Origin of the sequence: Pseudomonas sp. P9_2, from assembly GCF_034008255.1 — a bacterium.
Taxonomy (GTDB): Bacteria; Pseudomonadota; Gammaproteobacteria; order Pseudomonadales; family Pseudomonadaceae; genus Aquipseudomonas; species Aquipseudomonas synxantha_A.
In genome coordinates this window covers 2,336,789-2,359,906 of record NZ_CP125376.1, presented here as the reverse complement: position 1 = coordinate 2,359,906, position 23,118 = coordinate 2,336,789, and the positions used below count along the sequence as shown (strand labels likewise).

At 61.0% G+C, this 23,118-nt stretch carries 20 protein-coding genes; 14 read left to right on the top strand and 6 right to left on the bottom strand.

What is annotated here, in order from left to right; all coding sequences use genetic code 11:
• Positions 1-49: 49 nt before the first annotated feature.
• Complete coding sequence (locus QMK52_RS10505) at positions 50-2,128, bottom strand: mechanosensitive ion channel family protein (protein ID WP_320404068.1); 2,079 nt, start codon at positions 2,126-2,128, stop codon at positions 50-52.
• Between the two features lie 803 nt (positions 2,129-2,931).
• Here QMK52_RS10505 and QMK52_RS10500 point away from each other — a divergent pair.
• From QMK52_RS10500 to QMK52_RS10485, 4 genes are read left to right on the top strand one after another with little or no spacing between them, the layout of a single operon-like run.
• On the top strand, positions 2,932-3,858 hold the full coding sequence (locus tag QMK52_RS10500) for a DUF72 domain-containing protein (RefSeq protein WP_194439360.1): 927 nt from the start codon (positions 2,932-2,934) through the stop codon (positions 3,856-3,858).
• Complete coding sequence (locus QMK52_RS10495; RefSeq protein ID WP_194439362.1) at positions 3,855-4,631, top strand: endonuclease/exonuclease/phosphatase family protein; 777 nt, start codon at positions 3,855-3,857, stop codon at positions 4,629-4,631. The genes QMK52_RS10500 and QMK52_RS10495 overlap by 4 nt, the downstream gene beginning before the upstream one ends.
• Positions 4,628-5,890: a cardiolipin synthase ClsB gene (clsB, locus tag QMK52_RS10490; protein ID WP_005791881.1), complete on the top strand. Its 1,263-nt coding sequence runs from the start codon at positions 4,628-4,630 to the stop codon at positions 5,888-5,890. The genes QMK52_RS10495 and clsB overlap by 4 nt, the downstream gene beginning before the upstream one ends.
• Complete coding sequence (locus QMK52_RS10485) at positions 5,880-6,836, top strand: lysylphosphatidylglycerol synthase domain-containing protein (protein WP_005791882.1); 957 nt, start codon at positions 5,880-5,882, stop codon at positions 6,834-6,836. Before clsB ends, QMK52_RS10485 begins: the two co-directional genes overlap by 11 nt.
• A 3-nt stretch (positions 6,837-6,839) precedes the next feature.
• On the opposite strand, the gene QMK52_RS10480 is transcribed toward QMK52_RS10485, so the two are convergent.
• From QMK52_RS10480 to QMK52_RS10470, 3 genes are all read right to left on the bottom strand, one after another.
• The gene (locus QMK52_RS10480; RefSeq protein ID WP_005791883.1) at positions 6,840-7,595 is read right to left on the bottom strand and encodes an alpha/beta hydrolase family protein; all 756 of its coding nucleotides are present in this window, start codon (positions 7,593-7,595) and stop codon (positions 6,840-6,842) included.
• Entirely contained in the window at positions 7,585-8,694 is a 1,110-nt protein-coding gene (locus QMK52_RS10475) for a DUF3182 family protein (protein WP_194439366.1), read from the bottom strand. Before QMK52_RS10475 ends, QMK52_RS10480 begins: the two co-directional genes overlap by 11 nt.
• A 171-nt stretch (positions 8,695-8,865) precedes the next feature.
• Positions 8,866-9,837, bottom strand: a complete 972-nt coding sequence (locus tag QMK52_RS10470; protein WP_005791885.1) for a GlxA family transcriptional regulator — start codon at positions 9,835-9,837, stop codon at positions 8,866-8,868.
• Positions 9,838-9,933: 96 nt separating this feature from the next.
• On the opposite strand from QMK52_RS10470, the gene QMK52_RS10465 reads away from it, so the two are divergent.
• On the top strand, positions 9,934-10,497 hold the full coding sequence (locus QMK52_RS10465) for a cysteine hydrolase family protein (protein WP_194439368.1): 564 nt from the start codon (positions 9,934-9,936) through the stop codon (positions 10,495-10,497).
• A gap of 21 nt (positions 10,498-10,518) precedes the next feature.
• On the opposite strand, the gene tam is transcribed toward QMK52_RS10465, so the two are convergent.
• A complete protein-coding gene (gene tam / locus QMK52_RS10460) occupies positions 10,519-11,280 on the bottom strand; it encodes a trans-aconitate 2-methyltransferase (protein ID WP_005791887.1) in 762 nt (253 codons plus the stop codon).
• 142 nt (positions 11,281-11,422) lie between these two features.
• A complete protein-coding gene (locus tag QMK52_RS10455; RefSeq protein ID WP_005791888.1) occupies positions 11,423-12,892 on the bottom strand; it encodes a PLP-dependent aminotransferase family protein in 1,470 nt (489 codons plus the stop codon).
• A gap of 316 nt (positions 12,893-13,208) precedes the next feature.
• Here QMK52_RS10455 and QMK52_RS10450 point away from each other — a divergent pair, with 316 nt between their 5' ends.
• From QMK52_RS10450 to QMK52_RS10410, 9 genes are all read left to right on the top strand, one after another.
• Positions 13,209-14,216 carry an SGNH/GDSL hydrolase family protein gene (locus tag QMK52_RS10450; protein ID WP_320404067.1) on the top strand — a complete coding sequence of 336 codons (1,008 nt, stop codon included), beginning with the start codon at positions 13,209-13,211 and terminating at the stop codon, positions 14,214-14,216.
• A 119-nt stretch (positions 14,217-14,335) separates the two neighbouring features.
• Entirely contained in the window at positions 14,336-16,540 is a 2,205-nt protein-coding gene (locus QMK52_RS10445; protein ID WP_005791890.1) for an iron-containing redox enzyme family protein, read from the top strand.
• Positions 16,541-16,557: 17 nt separating this feature from the next.
• Positions 16,558-17,601, top strand: a complete 1,044-nt coding sequence (locus tag QMK52_RS10440) for a hypothetical protein (RefSeq protein ID WP_005791891.1) — start codon at positions 16,558-16,560, stop codon at positions 17,599-17,601.
• 13 nt (positions 17,602-17,614) lie between these two features.
• Positions 17,615-18,238, top strand: a complete 624-nt coding sequence (locus tag QMK52_RS10435) for a LysE family translocator (protein ID WP_320404193.1) — start codon at positions 17,615-17,617, stop codon at positions 18,236-18,238.
• Positions 18,239-18,327: 89 nt separating this feature from the next.
• The gene (locus QMK52_RS10430) at positions 18,328-20,169 is read left to right on the top strand and encodes a carbamoyltransferase (RefSeq protein WP_005791895.1); all 1,842 of its coding nucleotides are present in this window, start codon (positions 18,328-18,330) and stop codon (positions 20,167-20,169) included.
• 31 nt (positions 20,170-20,200) lie between these two features.
• Positions 20,201-20,344 carry a hypothetical protein gene (locus QMK52_RS10425; RefSeq protein ID WP_005791897.1) on the top strand — a complete coding sequence of 48 codons (144 nt, stop codon included), beginning with the start codon at positions 20,201-20,203 and terminating at the stop codon, positions 20,342-20,344.
• Positions 20,345-20,370: 26 nt separating this feature from the next.
• Positions 20,371-21,690: an aspartate aminotransferase family protein gene (locus tag QMK52_RS10420; RefSeq protein WP_194439370.1), complete on the top strand. Its 1,320-nt coding sequence runs from the start codon at positions 20,371-20,373 to the stop codon at positions 21,688-21,690.
• A gap of 66 nt (positions 21,691-21,756) precedes the next feature.
• A complete protein-coding gene (locus QMK52_RS10415; protein ID WP_005791900.1) occupies positions 21,757-22,359 on the top strand; it encodes a formyltransferase family protein in 603 nt (200 codons plus the stop codon).
• Between the two features lie 77 nt (positions 22,360-22,436).
• Entirely contained in the window at positions 22,437-23,066 is a 630-nt protein-coding gene (locus tag QMK52_RS10410; protein WP_005791901.1) for a LysE family translocator, read from the top strand.
• Positions 23,067-23,118 lie beyond the last annotated feature (52 nt).

Below are 23,118 nucleotides of genomic sequence, written 5' to 3'. Positions count from 1 at the left end.
AAATGTGGGAAGGGGTTTACTCCCGATGGGGCCGGAACAGCCACTCTCATCATTGCGGCCTGGCTTGCTCGGTCTCTGGCTCATCCTCCTGCGCCACACGCTTGGGCAACAACACCTGCTGTGGATAAGTCTGCGCAAAATGCACCTCGTCACAGTTATCCACAAGCTTTTTCAAGCGCTGATTGAAAGCCCGGCTCACCGCATATTGCCCACCCGATACCGTGCGGAATTGCGCCGTGAGCACCACGCCATTGAGGTCCATCTTGTCCACGCCGAACACTTCCAGTGGCCCTTGCAGGTTGTACTTGAGGAACACGTCGTCACGAATCGACTGGCCTGCTTCACGGATCAGCTCCACGGCCTTGTCCACGTCGGTGTCGTAGGTGAACTGCACCGAGAAGAACGCATAGGCGAATTGGCGCGACTGGTTGGTGACCGCCTTGATCTGCCCGAACGGTACCGAATGCACAAAGCCCTTGCCGTCGCGCAGGCGCAGGGTGCGGATGGTAAGGCCCTCGACGGTACCGGCGTGGCCGGAATCGAGCACCACCCAGTCGCCGATCGAGAGCGTGTCTTCGATGATGATAAACAGGCCGGTGATCACGTCCTGCACCAGCTGCTGGGAGCCAAAACCAATCGCCAGGCCGACCACCCCCGCACCCGCGAGTAACGGCGCGACGTTGATGCCCAGATTGGCCATGGTGGTGATCGCACAGATAACCACCAGAATGATTTTCACCGCATTACGCAGCAGCGGCAGGATGGTTTTGACCCGCGTACTGGGCTGGCGGCTGGAGCGTTTGCTCACCGGGGGCTTGAGCGCTTCCTGAATCGCCGTATCGAGCACCACCCAGAACAGCCACGTCATCAGCAGGATCAGGCCGATACTGCTGAGCGAATCGCTGATCGCCCGGCCCACTGAGTTGCGTTGGGCGAACTCGAACAGCGACACGCCCCAGATACGCCCCAGTATCTCGATAAAAGCGATGGCCATCACAATGCGCAATATCGCGTGCAACAGGCTGAGAAAGCGCTCCTTGTAGGCACTGCTGCGCTGTATCGCCACTTGGCTGCGCGACTTGAACAAGTGTTGCAGCACCGTGCTGAGAAATACCGTGCCGATCAGCAGGATGGTGGTCAACAAGGCGCAGCGCAGGGCCTTTTGATTATCGTCGCCGGCACCGATCAAGTTGATCGCCGAGACCAGTACCATCAACAGGATCGGCCAATACCACAGCCCGGAAAATACCCGCAGCGATTGCTGCAACGCCGGATGCTTAAGGCGCTGCGCCAACGGCCGGTTACGAATCAAATGCGCCACCGGGCGACGCAGGCGAACCACCAGCACACCGAAGATCACTGTCGCGAACAGCCCGGTAAACACCGCAACGCTGCTGGTGATGTTGCCGCCCAGCTGCCGGGCGATCTGCGGGCTGGTGAGCGCGTCGCTGAGGGCGGCAAGGAAGCCGATCAGGAACAGCGGTTTGGGGCAATAGTCGCGAATGATCTGCACCGCCGGGCGCTTGTGGCCGACATTGAACATGACGATCACGCACAGCAGCATGGAGGTGGAAAAAATGCCGCTACTGGTGGCGTAGGCAAAACACAGCGCCAGTGCCCGTCCTACGGAAGAGGCGAGAAAATGGCTGACATACAGCGTCAATGGCAGGCAGATAACCGCAGGGATGGTGTAAGGCACTACATACCCCAGCACGCCCAGCAAGCGGGCCCGACGGCGGAAAAAGGCGCGCAGGCTCAAGCGCCGCACGATAAAGCGCCCCAGTAACGTCAGCAGCGCAAAAGCACCCACCCAAACGGCGGATAACAGCAGGAAATCCCCGGCCACACTCCATGGCGAGCGTGCGGCGGTCTGGTCGACCAGCCGCCCGACTTCATTCGCGGCCCGGTCGGCCCGCAGGCGCCACTCGTCGATAAAGTTCTGGTTCAGATCGAGCTTCTGCTGCACATCATCAATGCTGGAACTGATGGCCCCGAGCAGGCCGCCCTCCACCAGCAACTCGGGCTTGGCCGCCGCGTCGGGCTCAGGCGCGGTGGCCGCGGCTTGCAATGCGCCGCTGCCGCAGAACAGCAGCGCCCCTAGCAGTAATGCAGTCTTTAAATTCAGCAAAACAGCGGGCTCCTTCAGAAGGGTCTGTAAGGAACTGACGGGTTTGAGCCTTGATCGTTCCCTGCGTTTACGGGCATGTGATTCAAATTGTGGGAGGGGGCTTGCCCCCGATAGCAGGCTGTCAGTCAACAACTTCATGACTGATGCACCGCTATCGGGGCATGGGTATCTACACAACTTTGGCATGGCCCTGAACCTGTGGCGAGGGAGCTTGCTCCCGTGGCGGCCTGACAGCCACCGACTATCTAAATGATGCGACGCGATCCAAATGTGGGAGCTGGCTTGCCTGCGAAGGCGGCCTGACAGCCGACCAGGATGTTGGATCAGACCGAGTACATATCCGTTGCTGCGGTAACGGCCGCTTATGGTTTCGCTCTTACAGCGACTCACTTTGGAGAGGCCCAAAAGTAAGCAAAAGGCCTTCGCCCCACCACTCGGCACCTCGCTCAGGCTCGGTGTGCCCGTAATCCGCCATGGATTTGGGGGGCCGCCGCCACGCGCCATCCATGGCGCGGGGCGGCTAAACCGGCATCCCTCCCGGTTTACCCCCCAAATCCCTGTCGAATTCCGGCCAGCGTGGTTTAACGGGGCGCCTAAGATCAAGATCAAAAGCAGATCAAGAGCGGCTCGCTTCGCATCGTGATTACTGATGGTTGCTACGTCAGAGTTGTGTAGATACCCATGGCTATCGGGGGCAAGCCCCCTCCCACATTTCGCACCCCGTACCGTCTGTAGGAACGTGGAAACTTTCAGCCAAATATCGCAGTCATCCCATAACGCACCCCACCTCCACAGGAGCAACCATGGCGGCGATTCATATCGGCATTTCCGGCTGGCGCTACACGCCCTGGCGCGGGGACTTCTACCCCGACGGGCTGACCCAGAAACGCGAGTTGCAGTTTGCGTCACGCGCCGTGAGCAGCATTGAAATCAACGGTTCTTTCTATGCGCTGCAAACCCCCAAGCGCTATGCGCAGTGGTACGCCGATACGCCTGAGGGGTTCATGTTCAGCGTCAAGGCGCCACGCTATGTCACGCATATCCTGCGCTTGCGCGAGGTGCACAAGCCCATGGCCAATTTCTTCGCCTCCGGGGTGCTGGAGCTCAAAGAAAAACTCGGTCCCATCCTTTGGCAGTTCCCGCCCAGCTTCAAATTCGACGCCGCGCTGTTCGAAGCCTTCCTGGCCGATTTACCCACCAACACCCAACAGGCCGCCGCCCTCGCCCGCCAGCACGAGCCGCGTCTGAACGGCAAGGCAAGCATGAAAGCCTATGGCAAAAAACCCTTGCGCCATGCCGTGGAAATTCGCCACATGAGCTTTGCGGTACCGGAGTTTGTGCAGCTGCTGGACAAGTACGGTGTTGCCCTCGTAGTGGCTGACACCGCCGGCAAGTGGCCCTATATCGAAGACGTCACCGCCAACTTCATGTACCTGCGATTACACGGCGACAAGCAGCTCTACGCCAGTGGCTATACCAGTGAGGCGCTCAAACGCTGGGGTGACCGTATCGAGCGCTGGGCCCACGGCAAACAACCGGCGGATGCGCACCTTGTCGCCCCGCAACGCAAACCCCGCGTGCGCAAACAGCGTGACGTGTTCTGTTTTTTCGACAATGACATCAAGGTGCGCGCGCCTTTCGATGCGCGCCAGTTGTTGCAGCGCTTCGGGCTGGACAAGCACCTGCTCACAGCACCCGGGCAGTTGCCGGAACCGGGAGTGCTGCCATGACTCACCCCGAGCTGATCCCCGTGCCCCCCACCGCCGCCATCACGCGTTTTACCGTGCTGACGGTGAATATCCATAAAGGCTTCACTGCCCTGAATCGACGCTTCATCCTGCCCGAACTGCGCGAAGCGGTGCGCAGCGTCGGTGCCGATATGGTGTTCCTGCAAGAGATCCACGGCACCCACGAGCGCCATCCCCAGCGTTATAGCGACTGGCCGAAGATGCCGCAGTACGAATTTCTCGCCGACAGCATCTGGCCGCAGTTTGCCTATGGTCGCAATGCGGTCTACCCCCATGGCGACCATGGCAACGCGCTGCTGTCAAAATTCCAGATAATCCGTTACGACAACCTCGACATCTCCCAAAGCGGCCATGAGAACCGCGGCCTGCTGCATTGTGTGCTGCGCCTGCCGGACGGCGAACGCGAGGTGCATGCCATCTGCATCCACCTGGGCTTGCGCGAGGTACATCGCCAACAGCAACTGCGCTTGCTTGAGCAGCGTATTGGCCAGATCCCGGCGGATGCGCCCCTGGTGGTCGCCGGCGATTTCAATGACTGGCGGCAAAAGGCCGACCTGAGTCAAAGCGGCCTGCAGGAGGTGTTCATCCACGCCCACGGCAAGCCTGCGCGTACGTTCCCGGCGCGCCTGCCGTTACTGCCGCTGGATCGCATCTATGTGCGCAACCTGACCATCCACAACCCGCGCGTGCTCACCACGCGGCCGTGGTCGCACCTGTCAGACCATGTGCCCCTGTCGGTGGAGATTGAGTTATGAACATTGCGGTAGAACATATCGCCACCGACCAGCCGCCGGATGACAGCAAGGCCCGCGACCTAGACTACGGCTGGCAGAGCGGCAATCGCGTGCAATTGCTGGAAAATGGCGAGGCCTATTTTCCCGCGGTGTTCGAGGCCATGCGCGACGCCCAGCGGGAAATCCTGCTGGAGACCTTCATCCTCTTTGAAGACAAGGTCGGTCATGAGCTGCAAGGCATTCTCATCGAAGCGGCGCAACGCGGGGTCAAGGTGGTGGTCAGCCTTGACGGTTTCGGCTGCGGCGAACTGAGCCCGGCCTTTCTGCGCGAACTGGCTGAAGCCGGCGTGATCGTGCAGATGTTTGACCCGGCATCCAAAACCCTCGGCATTCGCACCAACTGGTTTCGTCGCCTGCACCGCAAGATCGTGGTGGTGGACGCCAGCGTGGCGTTTATCGGCGGGATCAATTTTTCCGCTGATCACCTGGGGGACTTCGGCCCCGAAGCCAAGCAGGATTACGCGGTACAGATCATCGGCCCGGCAGTGGCCGACTTGCACCACTTCGCCCTCGCCCAAAGTGGCCGTCAGGTGCGCACCCGTAGAGGTTGGCGCCGACGCCAGCAACGGCCTTCGCCATGGGCAGACGAGCACGGCGACGGGCGGGTGCGCCTGATTTATCGCGACAATATCCAGCATCGCGACGACATCGAAGAAGCCTATATCCACGCCTTGAGCCAGGCCCGGCAGCGGGTGGTAATTGCCAATGCCTATTTCTTCCCCGGCTATCGCTTGCTGCGCGAGATTCGTAACGCAGCGCGCCGTGGCGTGCAGGTGCAGTTGATCATGCAAGGCCAGCCCGACGTGCTGCTGGCCAAGCTGGCGGCGCGCATGCTCTACGACTATCTGCTCAAGGACGGCGTGGTGATTCACGAGTACTGCCAACGCCCGTTGCACGGCAAAGTGGCGCTGGTGGACGACCAATGGAGCACCGTGGGCTCAAGCAACCTCGACCCGCTGAGCCTGGCGCTGAACCTGGAAGCCAACGTGCTGATTCGTGACCGCGCCTTCAACCAGCAGCTGTACCAGAGCCTGGAAGCCCTGGCACGAGACCATTGCCAGACCATGCCGGCCAAGCGCAAGCCGCGTCTGTGGTTGTGGCGCCTGACCGTGGGGTTTCTGGTGTTCCATGTCATGCGCCACTTTCCCGCGCTGGCGAGTTGGTTGCCGGCACACAAGCCGCGTTTGAAACCCATTGAGAGTCCGGCCCATGACGTCTGAGAAAAACGGCTCACGGTTCCAGCGCTGGAAGAAGCCTCTGACCATTGCGTTCTTCCTGCTGCTGATCGTGCTCTTCACCCTGCTTGCCCGGCGCATCGACTGGAGCGAAGTGCTGCAGACGTTGAGCGACTTCAAAGTCAGCACATTGCTGATCGCCGGCGCGCTGACGCTGTGCAGTTTTATCGTGTACGCCTGCTTCGATCTGATCGGCCGGACCTACATTCGCCAGCCCCTGCGCTGGAAGCAGATCCTGCCGGTGGGCATTATCAGTTATGCGTTCAACCTCAATCTGAGCGCCTGGGTCGGCGGCATCGCCATGCGTTACCGGCTGTATTCGCGATTGGGGGTGAGCACCAGCAATATCGCCAAGATCCTCGGCCTGAGCCTGGCCACCAATTGGTTCGGCTATATGGCCTTGGCCGGGGTAGTGTTCAGCAGCGGGCTGGTCACCCTGCCACCAGGTTGGAAGCTCAGCACCGGCGCCCTGCAAGGTGTGGGCGTGTTGCTGGTGATCGCGAGCCTGGGTTACCTGGCGGCGTGCCGGTTTTCGAAAAAACGTGCGTGGTCGATCCGCGGCATCGAGATCAATTTGCCGTCGCTGCGCATGGCCTGCCTGCAACTGGCCCTGGGCGCCTTGAACTGGTCACTCATGGCAGCGGTTATTTTTACCTTGCTGCCCGCCAAACTCGATTACCCGCTGGTATTGGGCGTGTTGCTGATCAGCGCGATTGCCGGTGTGGTCACCCATATACCCGCCGGGCTTGGGGTGTTGGAGGCAGTGTTTATCGGGTTGTTGCAGCATGAGGCGTCGCGCGGGAGTCTGCTGGCCGGGTTGATCGCGTATCGGGCAATCTACTTTATTTGCCCATTGCTGATTGCGTTGGTGATGTACCTGGGGGTGGAGGCCAAGGCCAAGGCGTTGCGGGTGAAGAAGACACCCGCTTAACGTCTATCGGGATTGGATAATGCTCAACCGCTCACCCACTACCATTTCGGTAATCCAGTCCACCAGGATCGAGGTATAGGCCTGTTGCGACACCGGGTCGCTCAAGGCATGGTCCGCGCCGTCGATGATGCGGTGGGTCAGGGAATGAGTCTGCTGGCACGCCGCGCGATAACTCATGATGGTGGCATGGGGCACATGGTCGTCGGTTTCCGATTCGACAATCAGCACATCACCGGTAAATTGCGCGCAGGCGTGCAGGGCACGGTTGGTTTCGGCACGCACCAAGGTGCCGCGGTAATCCATCAGGTCGGCTTTATCCAGCTCGCGCTTGGGCTTGAGCCATTCCTGGTCGCGGTACAGCGCGGGCACCCGCAGCGCCAGCCAACGCACCGGGCGCAACGAAGTGAGAATCGCCGCCAGGTATCCGCCGTAGCTGGTGCCCACCACCGCCACTGCCGAGGTGTCGATGGCAGGGTGGGACAGCAGCCGGTCGTAGGCGGCCAGCAGGTCGCGCAGGTTGTCTTCGCGGGTGACGCGCGATAAGGGAATGCCGGTGCCGGCGTGCCCCCGCAGGTCGAAGGTCAGGCATACGCAACCCAGCCCCGCTATACCTTTGGCGCGGTCCAGGTCGCGCTCCTGGCTGCCGCCCCAACCGTGCACAAACAATACGCCGGGCACTTTGGACTTGGGGCTGAGGAATGTCCCACTCATCTGTTCGTCATCTACATCGATACTGATGCTCTCGCTTCTAGCCGTCATAAGATTGAACCGTCACGTACTTGAGAAGAAAGTCGCTGTTTTCGGCGGGGCCTCGGTACACCTCAATGGCATCCGCCGGCAGCGCTTGATCCACGTAGGTTTCCACCGAGGACACGCGGATGGCCTTGAGGCTCGGGTTGTTGATGAAACTCTGCAGCGCCGCGACTTCCGCGCTGCTGGCCCCGCCCATGCGCCAGGACTGTTCGAGCACGCCGCTACGGCGCTGGCCGTTACTGTCCAGGCCCTGGGCGATGTCGTAATTGCGCCGCGAGGCGTAGAACCCCGGGTAGGCTTCGTCGGCAGCATTATCGAAAACCCGGGCTTGCTCGATGGCTTGCCGCACATCGTCAGGCAGGGCCAATTGCAGCAAGTCTTCATAGTAGCCGGGCACGACCAGCAGGTTGGATCCGCCGTAGACCTCCTCGCCCTGCCCGTCCTGGGTCAGGTATTGCTCGCCGCAATAGCTGAATACGTGCTCACCGATAAAGCTCTGGCCCACGCTGTGGGTAACCACGTCGTGCAGGTCTTGTTCCAGCACCACGCCGGCGCTGAACAACTTTGCGGCGTCAGGACGCGCCACTATCGCGTCGAACTCATCGAGACTGTGGATAACTTCCTGGCCCCGTCCAGCACAGGCGTGCACCGGTTTCATACGGATCGGGCCACTATAGAGCAAGCGCGCGGCGGCGGGCTTGGCGTCTTCCAGGGCGAACACACTCAAGCCATCCAACACAACGTCGCGTACGCGCTCGCAGAAGATCGGCGACCAACCTTCAGGTGCCTTTGCTTCAGGGCTCAACAGGCCGTGGCTGATCGCTTTGGTACAAATGAAATCGTGATCGACATAGCCTCCCCACAAATCTCGCGGCCCTCTGACGTCAAGCGTCAACGCCAGGGCGGGACCGACCAGAGTTTGCGTGGGTAGCAGGTACAGCTCGCGACCGGCGTGCATCTGGGGGTCGTAACTGCCACCAAACTTGAGCCCCAATATCTGCGCCAGCCAGCGGGCCAATGCGCGGTTGGTTTCAACCTCATGCAATGGCGCACCTTCGCGCGTCGAGTGTGCGACCACCAATTTGTTGCGATTTGTCGGGGTCATGCGTCCCCCTTGGCTATCCCGCCATGTGTGTGGTGGGAAAGTTGCAGGGATCAGGCCAACGCCGCTTTGTGAGGGATGTTTCTTAAATCAATGAGTTGCACTAAAAGCGATGGCAGTTAGCCTGCTCTATTCTGCACGACGATGCCCCAAATCCCCTGCGTTCTGCACGATTCAAACACCAAACCGGGTGCGGTAGTCGCTGGGGGTCAAGCCAGTAATCTTCTTGAAAATTGCACGAAAAGCGCTGGGGTCCTGATAACCCACGGTCCAGGCGATGTGGTCGATCGTGCCGTTGGTGAACTCCAGCATCTGCCGCGCCTTGCCGACCCGCAGATGCTGGCAGTACTCGGTGGGTTTAAGCCCCGTCGCACTGCGAAAACGGCGCAAAAACGTGCGCTCTTCCAGGTTTGCCTCCTGCGCCATCGCCGCCACCGAAACATCCACTGCGCCACTGGCTTGCAGCCAATGTTGGACCTTCAGGATCGCACTGTCGCCATGCCTGAGGATCGGCGCAAAGTTGCTTGCGCACTGGCGGGCACTGTCGCTGTGTTCGATCACCAGAAAACGCGCAGTGTCGGCGGCCACACTGGGACCCATCAGCCGGTCGACCAGGCGCAGGCCCAGTTCGGACCAAGCCATCAGCCCGGCGGTGGTGATCAGGTCGCCGTCATCGACGATGGGTTTATCCGCTTCCAGGCGCACTGCCGGGTAACGGGCTGCGAAGGATTCCGAGGACGACCAGTGAGCGGTGGCGCTGCGCCCATCCAACAGACCGCTACGCGCCAACATGATCGAGCCAATGCACACACCACCAAGCACCGTGCCAGCGGCATGCTGCTGGCGGATCCACTCCAGCAGTGCCGGCGGCGCCTGGTCTTCGGTGAACTCGCCAATCGACGGCGGTACCAGCAGAGCCATCATCGGTTGGGCCGGCGCTGGGTCGCTGTCGAACACGCGCGCAGGCGTGCCGTGGGCGTCCACCTGCCAGTGGCTGACCCGCAGCAGCGGCAGTTGCGCAGATTGGTACTCGGCGGCGATGCGATTGGCGACCCCAAACAGGTCGGTCAGGCCATGCACGGCGGCCAGTTGCGCGCCCTGATAGATCAATACACCCAGTTCGAGCGTCGCGCGTTCCACGGCCATTGTCAGTTTTCCCCCTGTTATTGTCGGTGCGGCCAATTCTCAACCTCGGCGCCAGCTAAGATACTGGGCCCATCAACCCATCAGGAGGCAACATACATGGCCAAGCAAGCGCTCATCCTAATCGATATCCAGAACGACTACTTCCCTCAGGGCAAGTGGCCGCTTGACGGCGTAGAAGCCGCGGCGGACAAGGCGGCGCAGGTGCTACAGGCATTTCGACAGGCAGGCGATGCGGTGATTCATGTACGCCATGAGTTTGAAGGCGACGACGCGCCTTTCTTCACGCCCGGCTCCGACGGCGCCCGCTTGCACGACAAGGTGTTGAACGAGGGTGATGAACCGGTAGTGCTCAAGCATTTTGTGAATGCGTTTCGCCAAACCAACCTGCGCGAGTTGCTGGAGCAGCGCAGCATCACCGATCTGGTGGTGGTCGGCAGCATGAGTCATATGTGTGTGGACGCCGTGGTGCGGGCGGCGGCGGACCTGGGCTATAAGGTCACGGTGATCCATGACGCTTGTGCTACTCGCGATCAGGCATTCAACGGCCAGGTGATTCCAGCGCCGCAGGTGCATGGGGCGTTCATGGCATCCCTGGCATTTGGCTATGCGGGCATCATGTCGGCGCAGGAATACTTGCAGACGCAAACGGCGGCCGCGTGACCGCCACTTACGCCGATCACGTTAGCGTGTCGCGATGATGAACAGGCGCGGAAACGGCAGCAACACAGTGCCATCGGCCAAGGCTGGATAAGCCTGGGCAATTCGCGCCTGGTATTGCTGCAGGAAGGCGGCCTTTTCATCGTCGGTCAACGGCGCAAGAAAGGGCCGCAATGCCGACGCCTTGAACCACTCCACCACCGCCGCATGATCTGCCAACGGGTGCTGGTAGGTGGTGCGCCACACATCCACCGTACTGCAGTGCTTGCTCAGCAACTCGTAGTAGTAACTCGCGGTATGCCGCTCATTGTGTTTGACCGCGCCGATCTTCGCCGACCATGGGCCGTCGGCCGCAACGTCGCGGGCCAACCGGTGGGCGGGCTCGTCGAGATTGTCCGGGGTTTGCACCGCCAGCGTACCGCCGGGGTTCAGTTGATTGACCAAGTGCGGGTATAGCCCGGCGTGGTCGGGCAGCCATTGCAGTGAGGCATTGGCCAGGATCACATCGAATTTTTGTGCTGGACTCCAGGCGCCGATATCTGCCAACTCGAAGCTCAACGCCGGCAAGCGCTCGCGGGCGTCGGCCAGCATGTCGTCGGAGCTGTCCATGCCGGTGACTCGCGCTTGGGGAAAGCGCTCGGCCAGTACCGCTGTGGAGTTGCCCGGCCCGCAGCCCAAGTCGACGGCAGTGCGCACGTCGGTTTCGGGAATCGCCGCCACCAGGTCACGGACCGGGCGAGTGCGCTGTTGTTCGAACAGGGTGTACTGCTTGGCAGACCAGGTCATCGCTGCTGTCCTTCTTTTTAGAGAGGGCTACAGCCTAAATCTTATGACCCATGAGAACAAATACCGCCCTGTTACAACAAGCGTTCTATTGGCGTGATGGGTGGCCACCTGGACCGCACGGCTCAATCGTGGAGACAGCCGATCAAAACGCAGAGGGCTGAGGCTGCCATTGTTGCGCGGTGAGGGGGTTCTCCAACTCCATCTGTATCAACTGGCCAACGGTTTGCCCGACCTTTTGCACGGCCATCTCGACCTTGCGGGTGGGTGGGTTGGCGAAGTTCAGCCGGATGCAATTACGGTATTTTCCCGCTGCCGAGAAAATATTGCCGTTGGCCACCTGCACATCCTGCGCTTCCAACAGTCGGTTGAGGGCGTAGGTATCGAACTCCCCGGGCAATTCGACCCACAGCGTAAAGCCGCCCTGAGGCTGGCTGACGCGGGTCCCCGCCGGGAAATAGCGGTTGACCCATTCACTCATCAGATCGCCGTTGCGCTTGTATTGCTTGCGCATACGCCGCAGGTGCAACTGGTAATTACCCTTGGCGATAAATTCGGCCACGGCCAATTGCGGTTGGGTGACGGTGGCGCCAGAGCCGATGAACTTCATATGCAGCACCTGGGGCAGGTAACGCCCCGGGGCGATCCAGCCGACGCGCAGGCCAGGGGCCACGGTCTTGGAAAACGAACTGCACAACACCACGCGGTTGTCTTCATCGAAGGACTTGAGCGAGCGTGGCCGCGGATAGCGATGCGACAGATCACCGTAGATATCGTCTTCGATAATCGGCACGTCGAAGCGTTGGGCCATGCGGATCAGCTTGAGCTTGCGCTCGTCGGGCATGATGTAGCCCATGGGGTTGTTACAGTTGGCGGTCAATTGGATGACCTTGATCGGCCACTGCTCCAGGGCCATCTCAAGGGCTTCCAGGTTGATGCCGGTCACCGGGTCGCTGGGGATCTCCAGCGCCTTGAGACCGGCCGCCTTGAGGATCTGCATCATCCCGTAATAGCTCGGCGAGGCGATCGCCACGATATCGCCGGGCGCGCAAATCGCGCGGATCGCGGTGGACAGGGCCTCCTGGCAGCCGCTGGTGACAATCAGGTCGGCCGGGGTCAGGCGAACACCCGCATCGATGGACAGCCGGGCGATCTGTTCACGCAAGGCCAATACACCCTGGATGTGGCTGTATTGCAGGCTGGTGTTGTCGCTGCGCCGGCTGATACGGGCCATGGCGGTCAGCAGCGGCTTGAGAGTCGGCACGCTGATGTCCGGCATACCGCACCCCAGTTGCACGATACCGGCGCCTTGATCGAGGCGTATCAGTTCCTGGACCATGTCCCACTGGGAAATGTCCACCGGCCGCAGGATGGGTCGGCCCATCTGCGGCAAAGGCGCCACGCGCCGGTCCGACGGCACGAAATAGCCCGACTTGGGACGCGATACCGCCAACCCCGAACATTCCAATACACGGTAGGCCTGTTGCACGGTCGTCAGGCTGACGCCGTGCTCATGGCTGAGGGTGCGTACAGATGGCAACCGCTCACCGGGCCCGTACAGGCCCTGCTCGATGCGGCTGCTGATGAATTCGGCGAGGTTCAGGTATAGAGTCATAGGCCCGACTGTAGCTTCTGATCTGTCGCTTAAGAAGTTACAGATTGGCCTTTTTTTGAAAAATTTTCAGCATAAAACCCCAATCTGTATTCAAAAGATTGAGTTCTGCTGTATCTGCAATACACGTCGTCGCCTTGGGATGATAGGTCCCATAACAGTGCACGAGACCTTGGACAAGGTGGGTACAAATGTAGTTACAAAATAGTAAAGCAGCACTGTACGCACCAAATTTTCAGAAATGCCCTACAAAGCAAGCACCTGACAAACCAACCAGGTGTTTGAATCTGCCCAGCGAATACCAAATGGATCAAGCGCTATGACGACAAGGACGACGCTCACACCGCAGATGGCCGAGTACGAACAGAAATTCACCGATGCCGGTGAAGTTCGATGGCTGCCCTATTTGATGTACTTCCACCCCACTGACCATGCTTCCCCCGTGGTCAATACCGATTCATCCGGCTTTCGCTACTCCGAGTCATTGGGCACCCGCTATTCTGTGGTCGATGGTATCAAGGGTAATGGCCCGGTACGCCTGTTGGCGGGCAGCTCCACCGTGTTCGGCATTGGCGCCAGCGCCGACAGCTGGACCCTTGCTTCGCGCCTCACGAAGAACGATCCCCGTGGCCAGCGCTGGGTCAATTTCGGCGGCCGCAGCTTCAACTCTACCCAAGAGCTGGTGCTGTTCACCCTCAACCGGCACCACCTGCCCAAGGTGGATGAAATCGTGCTGTTCTCCGGTTTCAACAACCTTGGCCTGGCACGTCAGCCTCACGCCTATCGGGGCGAGCATGGCGCGTTTTTCAACTGCCATCAGTTTTTCGATGCCTTGACGCCACAGCAGCCGACCGCCAGCAACTGGAGCCTGTCGAATCTGTTCGGCAAGCCTCAGGAGCCCGAGCAACCCACGCCGCCGTCGATGCAGGAACAGATCGACTACGCCGCCAACCTGACCTTGCAGCACCTGGATATCTGGCGCGCCCTGGCCACCGACATGGGTGCGAAGCTGACGTTCATCCTGCAACCGCTCGCCGGCTGGGTCCGCGAGACCGGCAGCCATCAGGAAGAGCAACTGTTTGCCGAACTCGACCAACTCGGCAATTTCACCGAGGTGTATGGCGACATCCTGCAAACCTCGGTGCGCGAAGACTACGCCCAGCGCTTGCGCGACGGGGCGCGGGCCATGGGGGTGGAGTTTGTCGACATCACGCCATTGCTGGCCGAGGCACTGGGCCCGCAAGACTGGCAGTTCGTCGACCGCATCCATTTCACCGATGCCGGCAACGACCTGGTTTCAAAACTTATTCTCGATGTCACCCGCTAAAAGGACTTGCACATGAAATCCATCAAGAAGTTTTTCCAGCGCCTGTTTGGAAAAAAGAAGAAGAAACCTGACTCCTCCATTTATCCGATGTTCTGACGCGGCACTGGAAGGTAATGGCTATGGATGGCTCGATTCCAACACGCATCCCCGCAGACGACAGGTGGCGCGAACTCTATCGTTTGGCGCTGGAGCCTGAATGTTTCCTGGATACGGAGTACCTCGACACCCTGCTGGGCAAAGACGTCGAGCCGGTGCAGTTGCCGCTGCTGTCACAGCGGATCGATGCGTGGCAGTCGGAACAGGCGTCGGCGTATGCCGGCGCCGCCACCGCCGCCGTCGAACAGCACAACGCCCGCGCTTTTGCCCAGGCATTGGCGGTTTATTCGGCACCGATGGCCTCGGTGCTCGGCTGCTGGCTGCAGGGCCTGAGCGCACCCGGGGTATTTGAAGACCCCGCGCAGCTGCGCCTGATGCAACTGTTTGCCCATGACATCGGCGTCGGCTACCCGAACGCCTCCCGCGGCCATCACTTCAACGCGTTGTTGGGCCAGCTACAGCTGACCACCTACGCCTTGGCGCCGGCGCAATTGGCGACCCTGCCGGACCTGCATGACGACGCGTTCGAACTGCCCGCGCTGTTGCTTGCCCTCAGCCGGCGCAGCGACGCCTACGGTGATGAACTCTGCGGTGTCGATTGGGCCTTGCGCGCCGTCGGGCTTTGCCCGGGCTGGGCAGCCATGGGCCAGCTTGAAGGGCTGGCGCTGGAACTCGGCCGGCTGGATCTGAGCGCGTCATTCCCCGGCCTGGAGCCGGCTTCGTTGCGCCATATCAGCCAATGGGTCGCGCACCGCATCATCGAGCAGGGCGAAGAGCGCCAGGCCCGTCTGCTACGCGGCGCCAACTGGCTGTTCGGCGCGCTGCAACGCTGGAATGCGCGGCTGTATAACGCCTCGCTGACCGCCACTTCGCCCCAACAGGCCATGGCGCATTTGATGCAGCGTCTGGCGCGGGTGGGCGCGGTGTATCACCAGAATTACCTGATTGAAGGGCGCAGCCTGGCGCTGTGGATCGAAGAAGCGCAGCGCGACCCGTTGCCCCTGCTGGATGTGCTGTCGCGCAGCCGTTTGATCGTGCCGGGCAACTCGAAAAAAAGCCTGCTGGTCACCAGCCTGGTGGCGCCGACCGGGCGCATGTTCCGCATCTTCAGCGAGGCAGACTTGAGCGTGATTCGCCAGTGGATCGACTGGTTGCCCCAGGCTGGCGCCACGCCGCAGCTGCCACGCCAGCCAGTCGACAGCGCCGCCACGGTGCCCCGCCCTGACTCAGCCAGCCCCGACGACACCGGGCACTGGCCCAAGAGCCTGCGCGAAGCCTATTTTGTCTTGCAGGGGCGTGCGCTGCAGCCGGCCACCCGCCAGTTTGCCCATGCCTATGTGAGCCGTTGGCTTGAGCGTTCGCGCCAGTCGCTGAAGACGTCCGAGCGCCAATTGCCCGAGCAGTGGGGCCCCAATGTGCTGCGCGCCTGGTTGCTGGACAAGCATGACCAGAACGGCCAACAGTTCGATGACAGCGACCCGGCGCAAATGCCCAGCCGTGAAGAAATCATCGAGTCGACCCTGCAACTGGCGCCGCTGACGCTGATCGACGGTGCGTGGCTGCAAGGCTTTACCGACCTGGGGCTGGCGTCTTCCCACGTGGGCTACACCCTGTTCCAGACCTATTGGGATGAATTGGGCAACGGCATCGAGGCGCTCAATCATCCGAAAATTTATCGCGATGGCCTGCGTGACATGGATTTCGAACTGGCCCCCACCGGTAGCCGTGAATTCGCCCAAGACCCGCGCCTGGACGAAGACTCCTTCCGCCTGCCCGTGTATTGGCTGTGCCTGGGCAAACTGCCGGTGACGTTCATGCCCGAAGTGCTCGGCATGAACCTGGCCATGGAGCTGTCCGGCGTGGGCGGCAGCTATCGTTCGGCGCGGCGCTTTTTACGGCACTACGGGTTCAGCACGGCGTTCGTCGACCTGCACAACACCATTGATAACGTGTCCACCGGGCATTCGGCCTGGGCTGCCGATGCGATCGATGCGTACATGCGCGCGTTGACCAGTGCCGAGCAGGTCGCCGCGCAATGGCAGCGCGTGCGCGTGGGCTATGAGTCCCTGGCGCCGATGCCCGGCAAATGGACCTCGATGTTGCGTCGCTTGCGCCTCTCATCGGCCGACCATGTACTCCCGCGCCCGACCCGCACAGCGGCTTCAAAAGGCTATCTGCATCACCTGCCGATCACGCGGCAGGTATTGCTGCAAACCCACGAACAATAACGCCACGAGGAGCAATTATGTCTTTGGTAGAAGTGCATAACGAATGGGACCCCCTCGAGGAAATGATCGTGGGTATTGCCCATGGCGCGCGCGTGCCGCGGCCGGACAAGGGCCTGTTCGCCCTCGACTACAGCGAGCACCACGACTCGCCCAATGAGATTCCGTCAGGACCTTACCCCGAACAACTGGTTGAAGAAGCACAGGAAGACCTGGACGCCTTTGCCGCCTTCCTGGTCGGCCATGGGGTGACCGTGCGCCGGCCCAAAGAGACTTATCACGCGGCACTGTTCGGCACCGGCGACTGGAAGACCGACGGCGAATACAACTACTGCCCAAGGGACGTTCTGCTGCCGATCGGCAAAACCATCATTGAAGCGCCGATGGCCTTGCGCAGCCGTTACTTCGAACCTTTTGCCTACCGCGAACACCTGCAGGCGTACTTCGCCAGCGGCGCCAACTGGATTTCCGCGCCCAAGCCGGAACTGCCCGACAGTACCTACCGGGTCAACCCGCGCGAGGGCTCGATCATCGCCAACGATGAGCCGATTTTCGATGCCGCCAACGTGCTGCGCATGGGCCGCGACATTCTTTACCTGGTGTCGCGCAGCGGTAACCGCATGGGCTACGAGTGGCTCAAGCGCGTGCTCGGCGACCAATATCGCGTGCACGCCCTCAGCGGGTTCTACGACGGTACGCACCTGGACACCACCATCACCCTGGTGCGTCCAGGGCTGGTGGTGTTGAACCCCGAACGCATCGGCAAGGATCAGGTGCCCGAAGTGTTCAAGCACTGGGACATCATCTGGGCCCCCGACATGGTGGACACCGGTTACTGCTGGTCGTACCCGCGTGCCTCTATCTGGCAGGGCATGAACTTCATCATGGTCAACCCGTCGCTGGCGGTGATCAATGACCAGCAAGTGCCGCTGATTCGCGCACTGGAAAAACACGGCATCGATGTGGCACCGCTGAAGATGCGCCACGCGCGCAGTCTGAGCGGCGGCTTCCATTGTGTGTCCGTGGACATTCGTCGACAGGGCACGCTGGAAGATTACCGTTGAGCAGGGCATGACCATGCAGGCACTGGATTACTACTCGATCGTGCTGTTCGTGATTGCCACCTGCGTCACGCCAGGCCCGAACAACGTGATGTTGATGTCGTCCGGGGCCAATTTCGGCATTGGTCGCACCATGCGCCATGTGGCCGGTATCAACATCGGCTTTCCGCTGATGCTGGTGGCGGTCGGGTTGGGGGCCGGGGCGGTGTTCCGCCAGTACCCATGGTTGCATGACGGCTTGCAGGTGGTCGGCGCGTTGTACCTGTTGTTCCTGGCGTACCAGATTGCCAGTGCCCCCACCACCGACCTGGGTGACCAATCAGGCAAGCCTTTGGGGTTCACCGCTGCGGCGCTGTTCCAGTGGGTCAACCCGAAAGCCTGGGTGATGGCGGTAGGCGCAGTGCTGGCCTACACCTCGCCCTTGGGCTCGTACACGGTGCAGGTGTTTCTGATTGCGCTGTTGTTTTTTTTATTCGGTTCACCGTGTTCGATGGTCTGGGTGTTTTTCGGGCAGTACCTGCGGCGCTTCCTGACCCAGCCACAACGTTTAAAGGCGTTCAATATCACCATGAGCCTGGTGCTCGTGGTGTCCTTGATCCCGGTTCTACGAAGCCTGCCATTCGCGCAATGGTGGTCTTGATACGCAGAGAAGGTTGCCTACACGCCAGCAGTTCGATTGGCGCAGGCGACTCCATGGATTGGCGGAATGTGATGAGGATGCACAGTTAAATGGCTAATTATGTTTTAGGGATTTCTGCCTTCTACCACGACAGTGCTGCCGCCCTGGTCAAGGACGGCGTGCCCGTCGCTGCCGCCCAGGAAGAGCGCTTCACTCGCGTGCGCCATGACCCGGCGTTCCCGGCCCAGGCGATTGCCTATTGCCTGGACGCCGAGGGCATCAGCCTGGATGACCTGGAGGCGGTGGTTTATTACGAAGACCCCCAGGAAAAATTCTCCCGGGTGATTTCGTCGTTTGCCAGCGGCGGCATCGGCGGCGCACGTACGTTCATCAATGCGATGCCGGAATGGATTCGCTGGAAGTGGAACGTGCTCAAGTTCGTCGACGAGCAACTCGAAATCCTGGGCCGGGGCAAGGCGCCGCGCACCCAGGCCTCCCAGCATCACCGCTCCCACGCGGCGGCGGCGTTTTACCCGTCACCGTTCAAGAACGCGGCGGTGTTGTGCATCGACGGCATCGGCGAATGGCATTCGACCACGATCTGGCACGGCCAGGGCACCAATCTTGAACTGAAAAACTCGATTTCCTACCCACATTCGGTGGGTTTGCTGTATTCGGCCATGACCTACTATTGCGGGTTCAAGGTCGACTCAGGGGAATACAAGCTGATGGGCCTGGCGCCCTATGGCCAGCCGATCTACGCCGACAAGATTCGCGACGAGCTGATCAATATCCGCGAGGACGGCTCGTTCACCCTGAACATGAAGTACTTCGAGTACCTGCGCGGTGAGCGCATGGTCGGCGAAGCGTTTGAAGAGTTGTTCGGTGGGCCGATCCGTCAACCCGAAAGCCCGATCTCACAGCGCGAGTGCGACCTGGCCGCATCGATTCAAAAAGTCACCGAGGAAGTGGTGCTGGGCCTGGCCACTGCCGCGGTCAAGCAGACCGGCGAGCGCAATCTGTGCCTGGCCGGTGGCGTGGCCTTGAACTGCGTGGCCAACGGCGTGCTCAGCCGCTCGGGGCGCTTTGATTCGATCTGGATCCAGCCGGCGGCCGGTGATGCCGGTTGCGCCCTGGGGGCGGCGTTGGACTTTGCCGTCAAGCACAGCGGTCGCCCGCACCTGGAAGGTGGCAAGTCTGATGCCATGAGCGGCAGCCTGCTGGGGCCGGGCTTTGGCGACGAAGAAATCGCCCGCTTCCTGCTGGAAAACCACTACCCCTTCACCCGCTATGACGACGCCGGGCTGTATGACCAGGTTGCCAGTCGCCTGGCCGAGGGCGCGGTGGTGGGCTGGTTCCAGGGGCGCATGGAGTTTGGCCCACGAGCCTTGGGCGCGCGTTCGATTCTCGGCGATGCACGCAACCCCGAGATGCAGCGCACCATGAACCTGAAGATCAAATACCGCGAGTCGTTCCGCCCGTTTGCCCCGGCCGTGCTGGCCGAGGACGCCGGCAACTATTTCGATATCTGCGAAAAAAGCCCTTACATGCTGATGGTCGCGCCGGTCACCGACTCGATCAAATCCCAGCAGTCGCGGCAAGAAGGCGGCCCGGAGCGCGGGCTGGGCAGTATCAACAATATCCGCTCGCAATTGCCGGCGGTGACCCACGTCGACCTGTCGGCACGGGTGCAAACGGTGACCGAGGAAAACAACGCACCGTTCACCTACCTGCTGCGCAGTTTCAAGGAACGCACGGGGTGCTCGGTGCTGGTCAATACCTCGTTCAACGTACGCGGTGAGCCCATCGTGTGCAAACCCGAGGAAGCGTACGCCTGCTTCATGCGCACCGAAATGGACGTACTGGTCCTGGGCCGTTACGTGCTGGAACGCCCCGGCCAACCGGCCTTCGTCGAGGCTGTGGACTGGCGCAGCGAGATCCCACTGGATTGATCCTTACCTTTAACTCAATGGAGCTTTTACCGTGCTGAGATTTCTTGCGTTTTTGATGTTTATCGTCGTGTTGCTGCCCATCGGGCTGACGCGTTCGGTGTTTCACTCTTCCCGTTTCGGCCGGCGCTTTCACCAGGCGCCGACAGCCTGGGATCACGCGGTGAGTAAACGGTAACGCCTATTGCCTGAGGAACTGCGCCCATGTCAAAAGTGATCTACAAAAACCTCAACAGCTCACCGATCCTGGCGGTCGGCGGGAGCGGGGTTTGGCTTGAGGATGCAACGGGCAAACGCTACCTCGACACCTGCGGCGGTGTCGCAGTGTCGAGCCTGGGCCATGGGCACCCGCGGATCGCCGCGGCATTCGAGCGCGAAGCGAAGAAACTGGCCTGGGCCCATGCGGGCAGCTTCACCACCGCTGCCGCCGAGGAGCTCGCTGAGCGCCTGGTGGCAGCCAGTGGCGGCCTGGCGCGTGCGCAGTTCTTGTCCGGCGGCTCGGAGGTGATGGAGCTGGCGATGAAAATCGCTTACCAGTACCAGTGCGAGCGCGGCTTGCCCGACAAATCAGTGTTCATTTCCCGCCAACAGAGTTATCACGGCAGCACACTGGGCACCTTGAGCATCTCCGGCAACCCGCAGCGCCAGTCGGTATTTGGTCGACTGTTTGCACCCGCCGAGTTCGTCTCCCCCTGCTACGCCTACCGTGATCAACGGCCCGACGAAAGCCAGGAGCAGTACGCCACGCGCCTGGCCGATGAACTGGACGCCAGGATTCGTAGCCTGGGCAGTGAAAACGTCGCGGCGTTCTTTGCCGAGACCGTAGTGGGCTCCACCAACGGCGCGGTGCCTGCGGTGCCCGGTTATTTTCGCAAGATCAAGGCGGTGTGCGAGCGCCACGATGTGCTGCTGATCCTTGATGAGGTGATGGCCGGCATGGGGCGTACCGGGCAGCTGTTCGCCTATACCGACGACGGCATCGTGCCCGACATGGTCGCGGTCGGCAAAGGCCTGGCGGCGGGTTACATGCCGATCTCGGCGCTGTTGATCAGTGACCGGGTGCATTCGGTGATGGCCCGTGGCTCGGGTGTACTGGGCAACGGCCAAACCCATGTCAACCACCCGCTGGCCTGCGCCATTGCCCTGGAGGTACAGCAAGTCATCGTCGAAGAAGACCTGCTGACGCAAGTGCGCCAACGGGGTGAGCAACTGCGCGTCTGGCTCAGGGAAAGCCTGGCTGACCTGGATATCGTTGGCGATGTGCGCGGGCGCGGATTGTTCGTGGGCGTCGAGTTTGTCGAGAGCCGTTCCACCAAGGCGCCATTCAGAGGCGGCGGCGCCTATGCCGCGGCCCTCAAGCAAGAGGCGCTGCAACGCGGCCTGCTGATTTATCCCGGCAGCGGCACAGTGCAAGGCACACAAGGCAATCATGTGCTGTTCGCACCGCCGTTTATCACCAGCGAAGGGGAACTGGGGCAAATGGTCGAGCGCTTCAATGCAGTGGTCAGGGCTGTCGCCTACTAGCGATCGAGCGGGCTTACCGGGGGACGGTCGTTGTCACCCACATTAGCTGGAAAGGGAGAAGTGAAGATGCAGACGATCGAACCATGCAAGGACAAAGTCCTGCTGTCGGTGTGCACTATGGACTGGTGTGATCACGGCGTGGAATTCGCCAAAACCGTGTTCTCCAACCTCGAGGTGTTTTGCTGGGACCCGGGCGATCCCTACCCTTATCACCTGGATGATTGGGAAGGCGACTGGATCATCTCCTACCGTGGCGACTTCATCTTCCCGCAGAGCATCTACAAGAATGCCCGCAAAGGCGCGATAAACCTGCACCCGGCGCCCCCCAAATATCGGGGCCTGGGCAGCCAGCATTACGCGATCTACTACAACGATGAAACCTACGGTTCGACCTGCCATCACCTGGCCCCTTCGGTGGACAGCGGGCAGATCATCGACGTGGCGCGCTTCAACGTTGCGCCTGCCGAGACGGCTTCCTCGCTGCGCCTGCACGTGGGCGCCTATTGCCTGCAGCAGTTCATTCACCTGCTCACCGACTACATCCTGCAGGGGCGGCCATTGCCGGTCTCGCCGGAAAATTGGGGCGAGCGCCTGTACAAGCAATCGGAACTCAAGCCCTGGATGGAGAAGATTCGCGCCCAAGAGCCGGATCATCGTTGCTTCAAGTAGCTTTTTTGACCATCACTTCAAGCCGCGGTGGCTTGGAGTGCTCACTGCGCGCTGGCGCCACGGGTATGAGTGCACCTATGTTTGAGTTTTCAAGTTTTGCAGCGGCACTGGGGGTCTACGTGATCGGCACCGCCAGCCCGGGCCCAGGCAACCTGGCCATCGCCAATACCTCCTTGAACTACGGGCGCACACCGGGCCTGGCGCTGGCGGCGGGGGTTATTTCCGGGTCGTTGTGCTGGGGCGCGATGACCGCTGCCGGCGTGTCGGCGCTGTTAATGTCCAACACCCAGATCATCCTGTGGCTGAAGGTGTTCGGCGCCTGCTATTTGTTCTTCCTGGCCTGGAAGTCGGTGCGCAGTGCGCTGGCGCATAACGCCACGACGGTGGCCAAAGCGCGAGCAAAACAGACGCGCAACCTGGGCTTCTATCTACAGGGGTTGGGCATTCACCTGACCAACCCCAAGGCGGCCTTGACCTGGTTCACCGTGACCACCGTGGGGCTGAGCGTCAACGCACCGGCATGGGCGAGTTTTGTGCTGGTGGCGGCCTGTGCGTTGTTGGGTTTCCTGATTTTCTGCACCTACGCCCTGGCGTTTTCCGCCCATTCGGCAGAACCTTTTTTTGCCCGGACCCGCAAGTCATTCGGGCTGATTTGCGCAGCGTTCTACTCGATGGTTGCCATCGGCTTTCTCAGTTCGCTGCTCTGACCCCAACTTTAAGTGGCCACCGTGCACCTGTAACCGCGAAACCCGGGTGGCA

What these genes read in the sequence shown, in the direction of transcription:
- QMK52_RS10465 (WP_194439368.1), top strand. Translation starts at nt 9,934, where the DNA reads ATGGCCAAGCAAGCGCTCATCCTAATCGATATCCAGAACGACTACTTC.
- QMK52_RS10430 (WP_005791895.1), top strand. Translation starts at nt 18,328, where the DNA reads ATGGCTAATTATGTTTTAGGGATTTCTGCCTTCTACCACGACAGTGCT.
- QMK52_RS10500 (WP_194439360.1), top strand. Translation starts at nt 2,932, where the DNA reads ATGGCGGCGATTCATATCGGCATTTCCGGCTGGCGCTACACGCCCTGG.
- QMK52_RS10440 (WP_005791891.1), top strand. Translation starts at nt 16,558, where the DNA reads ATGTCTTTGGTAGAAGTGCATAACGAATGGGACCCCCTCGAGGAAATG.
- QMK52_RS10420 (WP_194439370.1), top strand. Translation starts at nt 20,371, where the DNA reads ATGTCAAAAGTGATCTACAAAAACCTCAACAGCTCACCGATCCTGGCG.
- QMK52_RS10485 (WP_005791882.1), top strand. Translation starts at nt 5,880, where the DNA reads ATGACGTCTGAGAAAAACGGCTCACGGTTCCAGCGCTGGAAGAAGCCT.
- QMK52_RS10450 (WP_320404067.1), top strand. Translation starts at nt 13,209, where the DNA reads ATGACGACAAGGACGACGCTCACACCGCAGATGGCCGAGTACGAACAG.
- QMK52_RS10455 (WP_005791888.1), bottom strand. Translation starts at nt 12,892, where the DNA reads ATGACTCTATACCTGAACCTCGCCGAATTCATCAGCAGCCGCATCGAG.
- QMK52_RS10415 (WP_005791900.1), top strand. Translation starts at nt 21,757, where the DNA reads ATGCAGACGATCGAACCATGCAAGGACAAAGTCCTGCTGTCGGTGTGC.
- QMK52_RS10445 (WP_005791890.1), top strand. Translation starts at nt 14,336, where the DNA reads ATGGATGGCTCGATTCCAACACGCATCCCCGCAGACGACAGGTGGCGC.
- tam (WP_005791887.1), bottom strand. Translation starts at nt 11,280, where the DNA reads ATGACCTGGTCTGCCAAGCAGTACACCCTGTTCGAACAACAGCGCACT.
- QMK52_RS10480 (WP_005791883.1), bottom strand. Translation starts at nt 7,595, where the DNA reads ATGACGGCTAGAAGCGAGAGCATCAGTATCGATGTAGATGACGAACAG.
- QMK52_RS10475 (WP_194439366.1), bottom strand. Translation starts at nt 8,694, where the DNA reads ATGACCCCGACAAATCGCAACAAATTGGTGGTCGCACACTCGACGCGC.
- QMK52_RS10495 (WP_194439362.1), top strand. Translation starts at nt 3,855, where the DNA reads ATGACTCACCCCGAGCTGATCCCCGTGCCCCCCACCGCCGCCATCACG.
- QMK52_RS10470 (WP_005791885.1), bottom strand. Translation starts at nt 9,837, where the DNA reads ATGGCCGTGGAACGCGCGACGCTCGAACTGGGTGTATTGATCTATCAG.
- QMK52_RS10435 (WP_320404193.1), top strand. Translation starts at nt 17,615, where the DNA reads ATGCAGGCACTGGATTACTACTCGATCGTGCTGTTCGTGATTGCCACC.
- clsB (WP_005791881.1), top strand. Translation starts at nt 4,628, where the DNA reads ATGAACATTGCGGTAGAACATATCGCCACCGACCAGCCGCCGGATGAC.
- QMK52_RS10410 (WP_005791901.1), top strand. Translation starts at nt 22,437, where the DNA reads ATGTTTGAGTTTTCAAGTTTTGCAGCGGCACTGGGGGTCTACGTGATC.